This is a genomic window from Kouleothrix sp. 19917, from assembly GCF_057073505.1.
The window spans coordinates 6,580,214-6,594,189 of sequence record NZ_CP097099.1 but is presented as its reverse complement, the minus strand read 5'-3'; the positions used below and the strand labels follow the sequence as shown (position 1 = coordinate 6,594,189).

Annotated in this window: 12 protein-coding genes and 1 tRNA gene; 7 read left to right on the top strand and 6 right to left on the bottom strand. The window is 62.6% G+C overall.

The genetic code is table 11. From position 1 onward, the window contains the following. Window positions 1-66: 66 nt before the first annotated feature. Window positions 67-420 carry a hypothetical protein gene (locus M1P90_RS26725; protein WP_483698662.1) on the bottom strand — a complete coding sequence of 118 codons (354 nt, stop codon included), beginning with the start codon at window positions 418-420 and terminating at the stop codon, window positions 67-69. 316 nt (window positions 421-736) lie between these two features. Here M1P90_RS26725 and M1P90_RS26720 point away from each other — a divergent pair, with 316 nt between their 5' ends. Further along, window positions 737-2,200, top strand: coding sequence for a phosphotransferase family protein (locus tag M1P90_RS26720; protein WP_483698661.1), 1,464 nt, complete (start codon window positions 737-739; stop codon window positions 2,198-2,200). A gap of 163 nt (window positions 2,201-2,363) precedes the next feature. On the opposite strand, the gene M1P90_RS26715 is transcribed toward M1P90_RS26720, so the two are convergent. Continuing rightward, window positions 2,364-2,750, bottom strand: a complete 387-nt coding sequence (locus tag M1P90_RS26715; RefSeq protein ID WP_483698659.1) for a response regulator — start codon at window positions 2,748-2,750, stop codon at window positions 2,364-2,366. Between M1P90_RS26715 and M1P90_RS26710 the strand changes: the two genes are divergently transcribed. Both M1P90_RS26710 and M1P90_RS26705 read left to right on the top strand, forming a co-directional pair. Further along, window positions 2,749-3,081 carry a hypothetical protein gene (locus tag M1P90_RS26710; RefSeq protein WP_483698658.1) on the top strand — a complete coding sequence of 111 codons (333 nt, stop codon included), beginning with the start codon at window positions 2,749-2,751 and terminating at the stop codon, window positions 3,079-3,081. The genes M1P90_RS26715 and M1P90_RS26710 overlap by 2 nt on opposite strands. A 112-nt stretch (window positions 3,082-3,193) precedes the next feature. Further along, window positions 3,194-3,328, top strand: coding sequence for a hypothetical protein (locus M1P90_RS26705; protein WP_483698657.1), 135 nt, complete (start codon window positions 3,194-3,196; stop codon window positions 3,326-3,328). Window positions 3,329-3,394: 66 nt separating this feature from the next. On the opposite strand, the gene M1P90_RS26700 is transcribed toward M1P90_RS26705, so the two are convergent. Next, a tRNA-Pro gene (locus M1P90_RS26700) sits at window positions 3,395-3,471 on the bottom strand. 132 nt (window positions 3,472-3,603) lie between these two features. Next, entirely contained in the window at window positions 3,604-3,939 is a 336-nt protein-coding gene (locus M1P90_RS26695) for a hypothetical protein (protein ID WP_483698656.1), read from the bottom strand. Between the two features lie 366 nt (window positions 3,940-4,305). Between M1P90_RS26695 and M1P90_RS26690 the strand changes: the two genes are divergently transcribed. Then, a complete protein-coding gene (locus tag M1P90_RS26690) occupies window positions 4,306-6,645 on the top strand; it encodes an RNA-binding domain-containing protein (protein WP_483698655.1) in 2,340 nt (779 codons plus the stop codon). A 169-nt stretch (window positions 6,646-6,814) separates the two neighbouring features. Here M1P90_RS26690 and M1P90_RS26685 read toward each other — a convergent pair whose 3' ends face one another. Together M1P90_RS26685 and M1P90_RS26680 are read right to left on the bottom strand one after the other, a co-directional pair. Further along, on the bottom strand, window positions 6,815-7,429 hold the full coding sequence (locus tag M1P90_RS26685; RefSeq protein WP_483698654.1) for a general stress protein: 615 nt from the start codon (window positions 7,427-7,429) through the stop codon (window positions 6,815-6,817). 176 nt (window positions 7,430-7,605) lie between these two features. Beyond that, window positions 7,606-9,855 carry a lamin tail domain-containing protein gene (locus M1P90_RS26680; RefSeq protein WP_483698653.1) on the bottom strand — a complete coding sequence of 750 codons (2,250 nt, stop codon included), beginning with the start codon at window positions 9,853-9,855 and terminating at the stop codon, window positions 7,606-7,608. Between the two features lie 329 nt (window positions 9,856-10,184). Here M1P90_RS26680 and M1P90_RS26675 point away from each other — a divergent pair, with 329 nt between their 5' ends. From M1P90_RS26675 to M1P90_RS26665, 3 genes are all read left to right on the top strand, one after another. Further along, window positions 10,185-11,570 (top strand): glutamine synthetase family protein, encoded by a 1,386-nt coding sequence (locus tag M1P90_RS26675; protein WP_483698652.1) that lies wholly within the window; start codon window positions 10,185-10,187, stop codon window positions 11,568-11,570. A 116-nt stretch (window positions 11,571-11,686) separates the two neighbouring features. Then, a complete protein-coding gene (locus tag M1P90_RS26670) occupies window positions 11,687-12,460 on the top strand; it encodes a glucose 1-dehydrogenase (RefSeq protein ID WP_483698651.1) in 774 nt (257 codons plus the stop codon). Window positions 12,461-12,499: 39 nt separating this feature from the next. Beyond that, window positions 12,500-13,972 carry an FAD-dependent oxidoreductase gene (locus M1P90_RS26665; protein WP_483698650.1) on the top strand — a complete coding sequence of 491 codons (1,473 nt, stop codon included), beginning with the start codon at window positions 12,500-12,502 and terminating at the stop codon, window positions 13,970-13,972. The last annotated feature ends 4 nt before the right edge of the window (window positions 13,973-13,976 follow it).

Here is a 13,976-nt window from a genome sequence, read left to right as displayed (position 1 = left end):
ACCACACCCGCAACCATGGCATCCCGCGTTTTGCAGGACGCATATTGTACTACATCTATGCGAATCTCACATTGTACGCCGCGATTCATAAACACCCCAACCCACATACCCCAGCGCAAGCCCGCACACAAACCACAGCTCGATCGTTTCACGCGAAATCGGCACAAAACTTGTGCTGGAAACGCCGCCCAGCAATGCTGCAATGCATATTAACAGCAGCGCGCCGCCCACCAGCGAGGGCATTGCCGCCCATAATGAATAGTCCTGGTAGGAAATGAACCATAAGGCCGTGAGCAGCACTATCACTAGTGTCGTGAGCACAAGGCCTGCGTTCGGCAACTTCATAAAAAGCAGCGTGCCGTACAGCAGCGGCGGCAGGCTGGCAACGGCCTTCCACGGGTTGATCACACCATTGGTCAACATGAGGTGCCTCCTTCTTCTCTTTTCCGAACAGTGCCATGCGGGTGGTATCTGGAAAACGTCTCAGCGCGCAGTACTGGTACGGCTAGTAATGACATAAAATCAGTATCGAGGTTGAGGGCACCGAGAAAAGCGCCTGGCAGCCAAAAATTAAGGTAAACTTTAGGCGCAATGGCATTGGAATGCTTGCGAATGGCACTGCGCCATGATACTCTTGACGCACTGCCCAACCCACAAGTACATACCCGATGTGCCTTTGTTTGAAATGATGATCCGCAGCATCGCAGTAAAGCAAAGACCAACGAAAGGGATCATCATGAATCCACACGCCCTGATGCCGGCAATTCCGGCGCTGGCCGAGCACGCCTACGATCCATTGGCGAGCCCTGCGCTTCGGCAGGCCCTGCCCGGCATTGTGGCGGCATTTGATGAAGCGGCAATGCTCGTGCATGTGCAGAACGCTTTTGGTGCACAGCCCGGCTACACAATCACCGGCTGCGAGCTTGAGCAAGGCACCTACACGCCGGGCGAAGGCTGCGTGGCGCGCTACATCCTCACCATCGAAGGCGCAGCGGCAATGTCGGCGCTGGTCAGCGCGCAGCTTTTCGCCAATGCAGATGCAAGCGCGGCTTTTTTTGCGCAGCACCTGGCCCCGCTGGCTGCGCAGGCTGCCGAACGCCCCGAGCTCCAATGGTGCGCGCACCCGGCTGCTCACCTGCCCGAGCTGGCGATGGTGCTGTTCGCCTACCCGCTCGATGGCGAGCTGCCCGAGCTACTCGGTGCCGCCGATGGGGCTGGCATGCGCGCGCGCCTGGCACCGCTGGTCGCTCCATACAGGCCCGCAAGCTGCCAGTCCGAGCTGGTTGACTATGGCCGCCAGCGTCGCTGCACCCTGCGCTACCGGTTGGGCGGCGCGGATGGCGACGTGCTGGTGTATGGCAAGCTCACGGGCGATGGCAGCGGCGCGCTGGCCGAGGCGGTAAGCAGCATGCTGGCCGAGCTTGGCCGGAATGGGGGCACCGGCATGCGCTTTGGCGTGCCGCGTGTGCTGGCCTGGCTGCCTGATCTCAGGCTTTCGCTGCTCGAGAATCTGCCCGGCAAGGATATTGTGGGCGACCTGCTGAAGGCGCGCCTGCGCGACAAACCAGCGCCCGGCGCGGCACTGAGCCTGGAAGACACGATCGAAGCCGCCGCCGGGCTGGCCGCCGCGCTCCACCGCTCGGGCAGCGCGATCGGGCCGCGCCGCTCGCTCGACGACGAGCTGGGCCGCCTGGGCGCGACAATCGCCGCGATGCAGCCTTTCTCACCCGAGCTGTGTGCCACGCTGGCCGAATGGCACGCCCTGCTGAGCCAGCACGCCGCAAGCACAGATGCACTGCCCCTGTGCTTCAATCATGGCGATTTCACCGCCGGGCAGATTTTGTTCGATGGCACATCCTGCGGCCTGATCGACTTCGACTCGGTGTGCCAGGCCGAGCCGGCGCTCGATATTGCGCAGTTTATTACCTACCTAACGGTCGGCGGGCAGAAATCCAAGCGCACGGTTGAAGAAACCAATGCCTTGTTTGCCGACCTGACCGCACGCTTTATGCAGCGTTACTGCGCGGCCGCAGGCTACGCGGGGGGGGCGGCGCAGCACCTGGAGGAGCGGGTGGCGCTGTATCGGAGCGTGAGTATGCTGCGGCGGGTGCTGCGCAGCTGGCAGAAGCTGAAGCCGGGGCGCATCAGTGGCGCGCTGGCCCAAGCGCAGGCGCTCTTCTCACCAGCGCCTGCCCGGTAAGCTGGTTCCCGCATGTTTCAGAGGAAAATAGAATGAACAGGTTGCGCGCCGTGGTGCTGTTTCTGCAGCAGCATCACGGCGCGATTTCGTTGCGCAGCATCGCAAAGAAGTTTGGTGAATTGCCGCCACAGCAGAGAGTAGCGCCGTTGCGAACAAAACGCCATCAGGCACTGAGCTCGGTGGCTAGCGTTGGGCGCGAAAGCCGCGCAATTTTCGCCAGCAATGTCGAAAAATTGATGGGTTTCAGCTCGAAATCATCGCAACCATACGTTTTTGCCACCAGCGCATCGATCAGCACATAGGCAGTCAGCATGATCACCGGAATATGCATGGTGTTCGACTGTTTTTTGAGCTGGCGCGTTGCGTCGAGGCCATTCATTACTGGCAACAGCGCATCCATCAAAATAATGTCGGGGTAGCGCGCCGAGGCCAGGCTCACCGCCTCCATTCCATCGAGCGCCAGCCATACTTCATACCCTGATCGCTGCAAAATGCGGCTAATCAGGTCGCGCTGCATCGGATCGTCTTCGACAAGCAAGATGCTGCTCATGCAACCCCCACGTCATGGTGCCATGAAGCGTGCCCGCAACAAAGCCTGTGCCATTGCGTGGCGGGCGATGAAGCAAGGGCAAAGCCTCAGGCTAAAGACTGCAACATCAGAGCTGATACGTTACGGTTCGCAACAAAAGAAATGCGAGATATCAGCACGCAATGAGTCGTTACACGCGATCTATGGTGGGGTATTCGCGCCCAACGCTAGCGAAGATGCAATGATGCAGGAGGAAAATGTGCTGGATGGCGTTGGCGCGTGCACACCGCTACTATATCACATACTGCAAGTGTGCCAGGACCAGGTAACTGCAAAAGCCTTCCCTTCTTAATCGCCGATTAATCTGACCCAGGTAGCATACGTGCAGCCCAATGCCCAAGCCCGCAATGGCGTTGTCGGCCAGAAATGCATCCCCTTTTACAACCCTTATGAAAGGCCCTTTGATGTTCGACAACCCCCAGCAAATGCGGCTCGCCCTGATTGCAGTTGGCGTTATCCTTTGCGTCGTCGCACTCGCCTTTTTTGGCATTCGCTCCGGTTCCGATGTACCAGCTGGCGCGGCTTTTTTCGTGCTTTAGCCCCCGCCAGCATGCACAAGGCCGGGCTGCGCAGGCAGCTCGGCCTTGTGTTTGCCAGTATTTAGCTGGTCGGGGCGACTGGATTCGAACCAGCGACCTCCTGAACCCCATTCAGGTGCGCTACCAGACTGCGCTACGCCCCGACGATGCGCGACATTGTAGCCGGTGATGGCACTCCTGTCAACCAGGGGACACTTCGGCGCGCCTTTTCTCCTCCACTCCCAGCAATTCTACTACACTACGTATCTACGAGCACGCAATGAGCGTTTTCTTCACTAGAAGGGCTCGACGCCCAGTTCGGACAATTCATCGGCAAAACGCTCGATCTCGCGCGTTGTGCGCAGCGCCAGGGCGCGGGTGAGCAAAACGTTTCGGTTGGCCTCGCCTGTCATCACGGCACGCTCGATATACTGCCGCAGATACTGGCGGATCACATCGAGCGCGGCGGGTCTAAGCACTTCACCATTAAAATAGTGTTCCACTGCTTCGGCGAGCTTGCCACTTTGCTCGCTCATCCAGTAGTGCGGCGGCTGTGCAACGGGGAAAGGGTAGGGGTAGTCGGGGTTAAATGCATAAATCAGATCGCCGATCTGTTCTGGTTCCTGGCTCATCTGGGTACCCTCATTCCAGGCAATTCTATGGCCATTGTGCCACTGCCCACGCCGGCATCGCGAGCAAGGTATGCGGCAAATTCGCGCCGGTGGCGAGATGATACCACATAGCCAAACAATTGCCAGAACGCTCGCTTTCGAGTATCATACAGATCCATCGTGTAAAAAGAAATCGCGCTGGTTTTTTCGCCCACCGCCCGCACCATTTCGCACGACATCGAGTGCGTCACAAGGAGGTGAGTTGCTTTGCAGTCCGCGCGGGGGGCGCTACAAAATCGAAGAAAAGAGAAACTGTGTGCGCGGCACTTACCATTAGCGCACGCAGTAAAAAAAATTGGCATATTGCGCGTGTTGGAGTAACAATGTATGACGACCAATGGACATGCTGTCCGTGAAGGATATCGTTGGATTCGCGCCGATTTACATATTCACACACCTGCTTCGGAAGATTATGCAGAGCCAGCTGTTAGCTACCTTGAAATTCTACAAGAGGCCGAACGCCGCGAACTCGAAATAATTGCTTTTACCGATCACAATAGTGTCCACGGCTACGAAAAGATGCGCCAGGAGATCGACTTCCTGCAAACGCTGGAACGCGCCCAGCGCCTGACGGAAGACGAGCAAGGGCGTTTGCAAGAATATCTTCGCCTGCTCAATAAGATCACTGTGCTGCCCGGCTTCGAGTTTACCTCGCACTTTGGCGCTCATATTCTTGCGCTGTTCGCGCCCGACCGGCCGATCAGCCTGATCGAGGCGACGCTGCTGCAGCTTGGCGTGCCGCCCGATCTGCTCAAGAATGGCGCGTGCTCGGTGCCCGATACCCGCCACGTCACCGATGCCTACGAGATTATTACGCGCGCTGGCGGCATGGTTATTGCAGCCCACGCCAACGGCCCAAATGGCGTGATCACCGAAACGCTGCGCATGGGCACCAGCGGGCAGGCGCGCATCGCCGCTACGCAGCACCCGTCGCTCCACGCGCTCGAGTTCGTCAACTTCTACACCGATCACGAGAAGTTCACCTCGCCCGGTTTCTACAACGGCAAAACCGAACACTACGAGCGGCGTATGTTCTGCATCCAGGGTTCGGATGCGCACCGCCTGCGCCGCACCACGGCCGGCGATGGCAATGCCTGGCACAAGCACGGCATCGGCGATCGCTATGTCGAACTGCAGATGCCAACCAACACCTTTGCCGCACTGAAAACCCTGCTGGCGTCGAGTGAGTTCGACCGGGTGCGCGTGCCCAAGCGCGACCAGAAGCAGTGGGAAGTCGATACCATGCGCGCCGGCCAATCCAGCGAGCGGCAGGTGCTGCGCGGCAACTCGCCCGAATCGCTCGACACGATCTGGCGCGATGTGCTGGCATTGGCGAATATGGGTGGCGGCGTGGTGATTGTGGGTATCGAAGAACAGGGCGCTGGCGTGGTGGGCGTACCCCATCCCGAGCAGGCCAGCGAATTGCTGCGCCGCCAGGTGCAAGAGCAGATCGTGCCGCAGCCCTACATCACCATGGAGCTAATGAACTACGAAGGGCGCGACCTGATCCGTATGGAAGTGCGCGCACCCGAAACGCCGCCTTACATGAGCCGCGATGGCGTGCTGTATGTGCGCCGCGGCAACGAGACGGCAGTGGCCGACCGCGGCGAGATCATTCAGCTGTGCCGGCGCGCCATTGCCGAGGGCGCGTCGTCGCCGCTCGACAATGGGCAGGATCTCGATCTGCCGCGCAGCGGCGTGGAGATTGTGTCGGCGCAGAAGCGCGCTGGCTCGTGGCTGTACGAAGTGCGCGACCTGCGTACCACGGCTGGCGTCACCCGCGAGCGCGCGCAGGGCCTGTGGTCGTATGCGATCAGCCGCTACGAAGATTTGCGCGACGGCCGGATCGACATCCAGAGCCAGGTGAAATGGCGCGGCCGGCTGGGGCTGTGGCGTGCCTACCGCCAGGGCAACCGCACCAAGTACGATCTGGTGCATCGCGACCCTAATGGCGTGATCGATCATGTGTTTTTTGGCGTTTCCGACTGGGGCCTGGGCGAGGGCTGGCAGGCCCTGCTCAGCGAGCGCGACGGCGATGCGATCGAGCAGGAGCCGCGCGCCTTCCGCGACGACCCGCCCTTCCCGCCCGACCTTATGAATGGCGAGCTGCCTTCGCCCGAAAGCGAGCTCGACTGGGGCGAGCGGCGCTATCGCTGGCGCGGGCGCGGCGGCCTGTGGCAGATACAGGAAGCCGAAGACGGCCCACGCTTCGACCTGGCAATGAAGGACAAGGAAGGGAGCGGCACGCAGGAATTTCCATCGGTGCCGCGCGACAAGCTCACCGAGGCGTGGCTGAACCTCATTCGCGTGCAGCGCCCGCGCACTGGCATCGAAGTCGTGAGCATGTCGAACGACGAAGATGGCGAGATGCGCTTTGTGTTCCGCAACCTGCGCACTGGCGAGGTCAGCAACGCGCCCTGGCGCCTGCAAGACATCGAAGACGGCACGGTGCGCCAGTATGCGGCGCGCATGGCCGTGCAGGATGCGCCGCTCGATCAGGAGAAGGTGCGCTGGTGGGGCAATGTTGGCTACATGCGGCCCATGCGCAGCCAGGTCGATCTGGTCTACCGTGACGAGAATGGCGTGGATCATGTGTACTACGCCGCGCGCCGCGACGAACTTGCCGGCGAGTGGCGCGAGCTGCTCGAGGAGTTTGGCGAACTGTAGCCCGGCGCAGCAACACCAACAAGAAAGGACGAATGGCGACACACGATTGCCATTCGTCCTTTGTTTTGGGCTGCACTATCCGATGGATTATCGAGAATTACTGTACCGGCGCATCCTGAGTAGCGCAAAGCGCGTATCGAAGGGTGCGCTTATTCTCGCAATTCTCGTATTACAACGCCTGCGTGTAGCTGTGCACCGTGCGTGGGCCGTGCTGCTGCAGCACGCTGGTGATGCGCTTCTCGTCGTCGGCGTTGGCGGCCTTGGCAGCCACCACCACGCCGCCTTCACGCACGGCCGCTTCGTACTCCTTGGCGGCTTCGGTGGGGATGCCCAAGCCCGTAAACGAGCCGATCAGGCCGCCCAGCGCCGCGCCACTCACTGCGCCAAGCAGCGCGGCCAGCGGGCCAGCCGCCAGCAGCGGGCCAACGCCGGGAATGGCCAGCGCCGCCAGGCCAGCAATGCCGCCCAGCACCGCGCCTGCGCCCACACCCGTGGCAATACCCTTATCCGCCTGCGTTTCTTCTGCGCCAAGCTCGGGCGCGCTGCCGCGCTCCTGCATCACCAGCGAAATATCCTCACGCGGGTAGCCGCTTGCTTCCAGGGCGCTCACCGCCGACTGGGCGGTGGCAGTGCCGTCGAAAACGCCAATGACTACCTGCGCGCTCAGATTTGGCGCAATGCCGTGCGGGCCAACGCCCGGGTCGTCGGTTTTCAGAATGCGGTCGCTCACTTCGTAGCGGTTCTCGCCTTCGGCAAGTGGCGTTTGTTTATTGTGCTCGGTCATGATCGATTCCCTCTCTTCAGCGCCAGCGGCAGGCCGTGCCGCGCTCGGACGTAGAGTGAAGCTTCGAGCAAGAGCTATGCCGCGCAGCTTGCGCCGGGCAAAACAAACGAGCTTCGCGGGTTGTGCCCACGAAGCTCGTTTGCGAACAGCTTGCGCTGCAACCTATTGAGATGCGATTATGGCCGGAAGATGCGCGCCATTGGAATGAAAAGCTGCATGTTGCCAACCGTTGCCGTCGCGCTCTCAGTGTTGGGGCGCGCGCCAGCGCCACTGTAGTCGGCCGGGTTGCTGGCGATCTCGATGAAGTTCTGCAGCTGCGCCTTGGCCTTGACCTTACTCGCCAGCTTGACGTTCAGGGTGATTACGCCGAGCTGGCCCGATGCGAGCGAGTCGACGTGCCAGGTCACCACATTCCCCACCACGCTCAGCGGCTGCACATCGGCGCTCACAAAGCTCACGCCCTGCGGCAACGTATCGACGATGGTAATGTCGGTGGCGTCGTCGCCGCCCAGGTTCTGGTAGAAGATCGTGAAGCTGGCATTGCCGCCTGGCAGCGTGCCGCTGGCCTGCGGCCAGTTGGTGAACACCGTCAGGTCGGCTTCCACCGCCGTCACCAGCATGGTCTGGGTGGCGATGTTGTTGTGCAGCGTGGTATCGGCCTCGGCAGGCGTGCTGCTGATGCCGGCGCTGTTGGTGATCTCGGTGCCGCTGGTCTGCCCGGCTTTCACGGTCGCGTTGACGGTGATCGAGCCGCCGCCTTGCGAGGCCAGCGCGGCCAGGTTCCAGGTCAGGGTGCGGCCATTCTGCCCGGCGAACACCACGCCCGGAGTTGCGCTCTGGCTGACAAACGTCAGCTCGGCGGGCAGCGTGTCGGTGATCACAATGTTAGTGGCCGGGTTCGCGCCCGCGTTGACAAAGGGAATGACGTACTGAATAGTTTTGGGCAGCTCGTTCAGGCCCACGCTCTCGGGCCCTTCCTTCGAAATGCGCAGATCGACGCCCGGCACAGTGGTGCAGGCCACGCCCGGTGTCTGGCCGCTGGTGCGCACAAAGAAGTCGAGCCCGCCATCGTTGGTGTCGGTGCCCGAGGGGCAGCGATCATAGCTTGCGTTCGGCTCGACGTTCGGGCCGCTGAGCAGGATCGGCTTGACATCGGGATCGAGGCCGGTCGGGCCGGTGGCCGTCTTGTAGGCGTACTGCACGAGATCGACGATGGTGTCGTTCGGGTCGAGCAGCGCAATGCTTTCCTTGAAGGGCAGGCCGTCGTTCTTGTTCTGCAGCGTCACATTGCCGGTGCCCCAGTCGGTGTAGTGCGTCAGCGTCTTCATTTCGATGATCTGCGATGCCGGCACGCTTGGGAAGGCCAGCTTGAACTTCGGCACGTTGTTGGCAACCACCAGCGTGGTGTTGGCGGTGATGGTTTGCGTGGCCGGCAGGAAGAGCATGCCCTGCGAGCCGCCACGGTAGGCCTGGTCGCCCAGCTTGTAGCCGTCCAGGCTGATGTTGAAGCTGTTCGGGTTATAGATCTCGATCCACTCGCCATCGGGGTCGCTGCTGTTGATCGGGTCGGGCAGGAACTCCGAGATCAGCAGTGGCGCGAAGATTTCGGCGCTGGCGTTGAAGTGCAGGTCGACGTAGCTGTTGATCGTGCCGTCGCTCAGCTCAGCGGTGGCGCTGGTCGGGCTAAGCGTGTCAATCGCCCTGGAGCTAAGATCGCTGGGGGCGCGGTGGTCGCTGTAGAAGGTGGCGACTGTGAAGCGCAGGTAGTCCTGCGGCGAGGCGGGCTTGCCGCCAATCGCGCTCCAGGGCACTGCGATCTCGGCATAGCTGCCGCCGGCCGCGCTGGCGCTCACCAGCTGGCCCGCGCCAACCGTTTGCGTCACCGTCGGCGTGGAGTAGACCCACGGCTGGGCGTTCACAAAATACTGGCCCGATCCGCCGGTGCCTTTGGTGAAGCGCGATTCGACCACATATTCCCAGGCGGCCGCGCTGGCGACATTTGTGCTTGCGCCATCGGGCAGGGCCGTTTCGCCGCCGCTGTGGTTGCGATCGATTGCGATCATCACCTGCAGCGCCGGGTCGTTCTTGATGCCGGAATAATGCTCAACTTTGGTTTGAAAATACAGATTGGTGGCGTCGGCCGTCACGCTGAAGCGCGTCAGATCGGCCTCGCGGGTAATTTCGCCAGTCGCGCCAATTGGGCTGGCCTCGCGCTGATCGCCTTTTGCGTCGGTCCAGACATATTCGCCACGGCCAGAGGCGTCGCGCACAATCGCGCCGACGTTCGCGCCCGAAGGGCCTTTGCCAAACCAGTCGGTGCGCGTGGTGTCGTTCACACTCACGGTGTGCGCGCCCGCCGGGGCGGCCACCAGCAGCGTCATCACCACGGCCAGCGCCGACACAATTCCCAGAGATTTTCGGTACATGCTGTTTCCTTTTTGCGCAAAAAGATTGTTTCTCGTGCTCGCTGCGAAGCGTGTTCCTCTTCCACATATACACAAACAGCCCGCATGTGCCAAAAGTTGCGTCGCGCTGGGCAGATGACAATATCGCTAACTACGAGCGGCACTCGTGCCTTTTGCCACAATGTTGACGCCCGCAAGCGCTTCGCCTAGAATAGGCGCGTCCCCGATTAGGTGTGAGTTCAAACCATTTCCGTAGTTGGCAACGCGCCAGTCCCGCTCGCAATTGTGCGGCAGCGCTGATCCGCCGACTGATTGTTCCGTACCCGCGACCTATGACGACGAGGTGACGTATGGCTCATGGCGCTGTCCCCGGCATGCTGACCCGCGCGCAGCTCGGCGAGCTGATCGAGCGCGGCGAGATCGAGACGGTGCTGACTGTTTTCCCCGACATGTATGGCCGCCTGATGGGCAAGCGCATCACCGGCCACTTCTTTATGGATCATGTGGCCGACGACGGCATGCACGCCTGCGACTACCTGCTGGCCTGCGACATGGAAATGGATGTAATCCCCGGCTATAAGTACACAAGCTGGGAAACTGGCTACGGCGACTTCCACTGCGTGCCCGACCTTTCGACGCTGCGCTTCGCGAGCTGGCTGCCGAAAACGGCAATTGTGCTGTGCGACCTGTACACGCAGGAAGAAGAGATCGTCGAAGTCGCGCCGCGCCGCATGTTGCAGCGCCAGCTCGCCCGCGCCAAGGAGATGGGCTTCACCGTGATGGGCGGCTCGGAGATCGAGCTGTACCTGTTCAACGAAACTTTTGACAGCGCCAAGGCCAAGAACTACCACGACCTGCGGCCAATTGGCGACTACAACGAGGACTACCACATCCTCCAGGGCACCAAGGAAGACGAGCTGGTGGGTGCAATTCGCCGCCACCTCGACAACAGCGGCGTGCCGATTGAGTTCAGCAAGGGCGAGGCCGGCCTGGGCCAGCAGGAAATCAACCTGCAGTTCTGCGACGCGCTGGAGCAGTGCGACCGCAACATCCTCTACAAGCACGCCGCCAAAGAGATCGCGTGGCAGCAGAACCGCGCGATCACCTTCATGGCGAAGTGGGACGAGCGCCACACCGGCTCGAGCTGCCACATCCACATGAGCCTGTGGGACGGCGAGGAGTCGGCCTTCAAGGGCGACACGCCGCTGGTGGGCAAGATCACCAGCAACGACACCTTTCGCCACTTCCTGGGCGGCTGGATGCAGCGCGCGCGCGAGCTTTCGGCCTGCTACGCCCCCTACGTCGCCTCATACAAGCGCTACCAGTCGCGCTCGTGGGCGCCAACCGGCATTGCGTGGAGCTACGACAACCGCACCGCCGGCTTTCGCGTGGTGGGCAAGGGCAAATCGCTGCGCGTCGAGTGCCGCCTGCCCGGCGCAGACACCAACCCCTACATCGCCTACGCCGCCGCTATCGCGGCCGGGCTGGATGGCATCGCCAACAAGGTCGAGCCGCCCGCAATCTTCCAGGGCGACGTGTACGCCGCGCAGAGCCTGCCGCGCGTGCCAACGACCCTGTACGAGGCGATTGGCGAGTTCGAGCGCAGCGACTTTGCGCGCCAGGCCTTTGGCGAAGATGTGGCCGAGCACTACCTGCACTTCATCCGCACCGAGCAGCGCAAGTTCGACGAAGTGGTAACAAGCTGGGAGCGCGCGCGCTTCTTTGAACGAGCCTAAAGCGATTTACGATTTGCGATTTTGGATTTCCGATTTGACGCTATTGCAAGCAGCAATGCCTCAATAGTGCAAAAGCAACCGTAAATCGTAAATCTTCAATCGTAAATGGAGTTTGTATGCGACTACACGACAAAGTGGCCCTGATCACGGGCGCGGGCTCGGGGATTGGCCGCGAGGCGGCATTGCTGTGGGCCGGCGAGGGCGCCGCGATTATGGTGGCCGATGTGAACGACGCGGCCGGGCAGGCCGTGGTGGAAGAGATCACGGGCGCGGGCGGGCGGGCAGCCTATGTGCGCGCCGACGTGTCGAAGGCCGCCGACGCCGAGGGCATGGTGCGCGCCGCCGAGGAGCAGTTCGGCAAGCTGAATGTGCTGTTCAACAACGCCGGCATCATGCACAGCGACGACGACAATGCCATCACTACCGAGGAGTCGGTGTGGGACCTGACCATGAACATCAACCTCAAGGGCGTGTTCCTGGGCTGCAAATATGGCATCCCGGCGCTGCGCCGCGCTGGCGGTGGCTCGATTATCAACGTGGCGTCGTTTGTGGCGCTGCTTGGCGCGGCTACGCCCCAGATCGCCTATACCGCCAGCAAGGGCGGCGTGCTGGCGATGACCCGCGAGCTGGCGGTGATCCACGCCCGCGAAAACATCCGCGTCAACGCGCTCTGCCCGGGGCCACTGCGCACCGAGCTGCTGATGAAGTTCCTCAACACCGAGGAGAAAAAGCAGCGCCGGCTGGTGCACATCCCGATTGGGCGCTTTGGCGAGGCGCGCGAAATCGCCAGCGCCGCGCTCTTCCTCGCGTCGGACGAATCGTCCTACGTCACCGGCGCGACGTTTACGGTCGATGGCGGCATCACGGCGGCGTATGTAACGCCGGAGTAGGGGCGAAGCATTGGTCGTCTGCACTTGTGCAGACGACCAATGCTTCGCCCCTACCCGGCGCGCGGGGTTTCGGCCATGCCCGACGACATCCCGACATATGATGTGCTGGTGGTTGGTGGCGGCGTGGTGGGCTGCGCGGCCCTGTGGGCGCTCGCGCACTACAACCTGCGGCTGGCGCTCTGCGAGGCCGCGCCCGATGTCGGGCAGGGCATCAGCCGCGCCAACACCGCCATCGCGCACACCGGCTTCGACGCGCCGCCCGGCTCGCTGGAGGCGCGGCTGGTGACGGCGGCGCACAGCAGTTTCGCGCAGCTCTGTGATGCGCTAGGCGTCGGCAGGCGGCCGTGCGGTGCACTGATGCTCGCGCTCAGCGCCGCCGACATGGTGCAGCTGGATGCGTATGAAAAAAAAGCCGCCGCCAATGGCATCGCCACCGAGCGACTGAACGCGAACGCCGTACACACGCAGTATCCATACATCCATCCCGCCACACAGGGCGCGCTGCGCATCCCCGGCGAGGCAGCTGTCGATTCGTTTGGGCTGACGCTGGCCTACGCCGAGGTGGCCGCCCTGGCTGGCGCGCACATCCTGCTCGACGAGGCAGTGGCGGCGATTCGTGCCGAAGACAATGCCCTGCTGGTGGAAACCAGCCGCCGCCGCATCCGGGCGCGCTATGTCGTCAATGCTGCCGGGCTGGCCGCCGCCGATATTGCGCGCATGGTTGGCGACGACTCGTTCACCATCGCGCCGCGCAAAGGCCAGCTCGTCGTGATCGACCCGGCCAGCGCGCCGCCAATTGATACCATCCTGCTGCCAACGCCGTCGCCCACCACCAAGGGCATGCTGATCACCCCGGCGGCGCATGGCAACCTGCTGCTTGGCCCCACCGCCGAAGACACCGGCGACCCCAGCGATTGGGCGACCAGTGACGCGGGACTGGAAGCGGTGTGGCGAGGGGCGCAGCGGCTGGTGCCGTCGCTGGCCCGCAGCGCGCCAATCACGCAGTACGCGGGCGTGCGCTCGGTCGGCAGCGAACCCGACTATATCATTCGCCCGGCGCAGGGCTGCCCGCGCCTGCTGCATGTCGCGGGGATCCGCTCAACCGGCTTGTCGGCCTCGCCTGCGATTGGCGCGTATGTGGCCGAGCTGCTGGCCGCGCAGGGGCTGGCGCTCGTGCCGCGCAGCACGCCGCTGCCGGGGCGCACGCCTGCGCCGCGCGTCGCCACCGCTGGCGCGGACGCGATTGCCGCGCTGCTTGCGCGCGACCCGGGCTACGGCCAGATCGTCTGCCAATGCTCACAGGTGAGCGCCGGCGAAGTTCGCGCCGCCATGCACGGCCCCGTGCCCGCCCGCACCTTCGACGCGCTAAAGCGCCGCTTGTGGACCATGGCCGGGCCATGCCAGGGTAGCTTGTGCATCGCGTCGCTCGCGCAGCTGCTGGCCGAGGCAAGCGGCGGCAGCATCGCGCGTGTGCGGAAGCACGTCGCCGGCTCGGAAATCATCGTGGGTTAAGCAA